Here is a 2,646-nt window from a genome sequence, read left to right as displayed (position 1 = left end):
ACCAGGAAGCCCAGAACCACACCAGAAATGGTCGCGTGAATACCGGACTCGAGGAAGAGCGCCCAGGTGATAATGCCCAGGGGCAGCAGCAGAATCCATGCGGCGAGCGGCTTCAGGTGCAGCATGGTCTCGCCACGGTACGCGATGAACGCAAACAGGGCGAGCGGAATCAGCGCGAAGAGCAGGTACTCGCCGTGGAAGTTATTGGTGTAGAAAATCGCGATAATGCAGATTGCAATCAGGTCGTCGACCACAGCCAGAGTCAGCAGGAAGACACGCATCGCCGAGGGGAGGAAAGTACCCACGGCGGCGAGAACAGACACCGCAAACGCAATATCGGTTGCGGTGGGGATCGCCCAGCCGTGCAGAGCGGTGGGGCTGGTGAAGTTCAGCGCCGTGTAGATAATCGCGGGCACTGCCACGCCACCGAAGGCAGCCGCAATCGGCACAATAGCGGTGGAGGGCGACTTGAGGTCACCAATCACGAATTCCTTCTTCAGCTCCAGGCCGGTGAGGAAGAAGAAAACGACGAGCAGACCGTCTGCCGCCCAGGTTCCGATGCTCATCTGCAGGTGGTTGAAGCCGGGGATGACCGGACCAACAACGGTGTCTCGCAGACCAAAGTAGAAGGTGGATGCGGGGGTGTTGGCGAGTACTACTGCCAGCACCGTCGCAATCAGAAGCACGGTACCGCCGACGGATTCGGCACGCAGAATGTCGGCTACGCGGCGTGAGTTGCTATATGAGCCGCGGCTGAGGGTATCTGGATTGGTGTGAGTCATTCTCTCCTCTTTCTGCCGCGATATTATGCGGCATCTAAGGCTTTTAAGTTTACTCCGCGCTGTATGAGTATTCGAGTACCCACTGGCGGCTTTTAGCTCCTGGACGGTGCACCGCGGTGTGTTTTCATGGCGTATATGCATAAACGTTCCGCCCTCCCCACGGTGTGTGGGGAGAGCGGAACGTTTAATATTTTGCAGATATTCTGCGTGGTCGACTAGGTGCCTAGCCGCACGAATACGAGATTATGCGCCTGCGATAGCGGGTGCGCCGGACTCCTGGCCGTGGTCGTGTGCCAGCTCGCGTGCAACGTAGTTCTCCAGGTCGAAGAGGTTGCCGTTTGCGCGCTTTACAACGGTCACGAGGGTCTCCATGGTTGCAACTTCCTCAACCTGCTCCTTCAGGAACCAGAGGATGAACTGCTCGCCGAGTGCGTAGTTCTCAGCGCGTGCTGCGGAGAACAGAGCCTCGATCTGACCGGTGACAGCCTTCTCCTGTGCCAGGGACAGGTCAACGATTTCCTGGACGTTCTCGAAGTCGTTCTTCACGGCGGGAACAGCGGGGATCTCGACCTTGTGGCCGCGGTCCAGCTTGTACTGAACCATCATGAGTGCGTGCTCGCGCTCTTCGAGGGACTGGCGGTAGAAGAACTTAGCCAGCTGGGGCAGGTCCTCACCATCGAGCCAGATAGCCATGGACAGGTACTGGTGGGATGCTGCGAACTCGTGGCCGATCTGCTCGTTCAGAAGGTCGTAGAAAGACTTAGACATATGGTTTCTCCTTGATATAGGTGATTGCTTCGTAGGCGCCGGATGGCGCGGTGCAATCTGTTGGTATTTATCGTACGGTGTGCAGTGGGTCGTGTACAGAGAGAAAAGGCTAATCGGTGGGGTAGATAAGGTATTCCTGACATATTGTCACCACCACCCTTAGTGTGGGTGACCTGAATATACCCTTTGGTTTGGGTGGTATTGGGTGTGTTCCCTTGATATTTCGCGGTTTAACGGGTCGTTCACCCCCTCAATATCCCTCAAACACGCACTATGCTGGAGGCGGTATCACTTGATACCTTGCTGCTTCGGCGCGGGGTAAGAAGCCGTAAAAAATTTTAAAAATTTTTCGCATGTAACAATACGGGGTCTTTCGTGACGCCCTTCAAGCTGATGCAATGCAGCTCAGACACCTTCTTGCGGGCGAGGCGTTGGCGAGGTGTTAAAGGACGGTGTTAAAGAGATAAGGCACAGTCCCCGCCGGGGGAATGTGCCTTATCTCTTGTTCTCTCAACTCTCACCCACGAGACGGGTGGAGGAGGTTATTGTGTGGGGTAGTCCCCACGCTTGAGTGCATCAATTGAGATGACATTCGAGGGGGTGCTCCCCAGGATGGCCTCACCAATCTCTGCAAGGTTCTCAACCTGCTGGGTAGTCAGGTGGTCGAAAATCTGGCGGCGCACTTCGTTAACGTGGCCGGGTGCCTCCTCCTGCACCTTCTGCTCGCCTGCGGGGAGCAGATGGCAGATGCTGACACGGCGGTCTTCTGCACTGAGAGAGCGGCGGACGTATCCGTCCTTCTCTAGACGCGCGACGACGCGGGAGAGGCGTGCGGGCAGGGTGTTGGTGGTAATCGCCAGCTCAGTCATGGTGAGGGAATGATCCTCGGACTCGGATAGCATCGCGAGCACCATGTATTCAACAAAACTAATACCAGCTTCGCTCTGCAGCTGGTTTTCCAGCTTGCGGGTGAGGCTGAAGATGATGGAGCTGATAAAGAGCCAGCCTTCTCGTTCCTGCGGGCTGAGCCACTGGACGGGTTCGCTGTGTGCGGTGTTTTCAGACCGCTGCGCAGACGTGGTTGGTGTGGACACGG

3 protein-coding genes are annotated in these 2,646 nt (G+C 56.7%); all 3 read right to left on the bottom strand.

Annotated elements, in window-relative coordinates; translation table 11 throughout:
- On the bottom strand, window positions 1-782 hold a 782-nt coding region (locus QZ540_RS08400; RefSeq protein ID WP_294629170.1), incomplete at its 3' end, for a Na+/H+ antiporter NhaA.
- A gap of 243 nt (window positions 783-1,025) precedes the next feature.
- Window positions 1,026-1,550 (bottom strand): ferritin, encoded by a 525-nt coding sequence (locus QZ540_RS08395; protein ID WP_070833136.1) that lies wholly within the window; start codon window positions 1,548-1,550, stop codon window positions 1,026-1,028.
- Between the two features lie 542 nt (window positions 1,551-2,092).
- Window positions 2,093-2,644 carry a MarR family winged helix-turn-helix transcriptional regulator gene (locus tag QZ540_RS08390; RefSeq protein WP_294629168.1) on the bottom strand — a complete coding sequence of 184 codons (552 nt, stop codon included), beginning with the start codon at window positions 2,642-2,644 and terminating at the stop codon, window positions 2,093-2,095.
- Between the last annotated feature and the right edge of the window lie 2 nt (window positions 2,645-2,646).

The organism is uncultured Rothia sp., assembly GCF_916049665.1.
GTDB lineage: Bacteria > Actinomycetota > Actinomycetes > Actinomycetales > Micrococcaceae > Rothia.
This window is presented reverse-complemented; position numbering and strand designations above follow the sequence as displayed.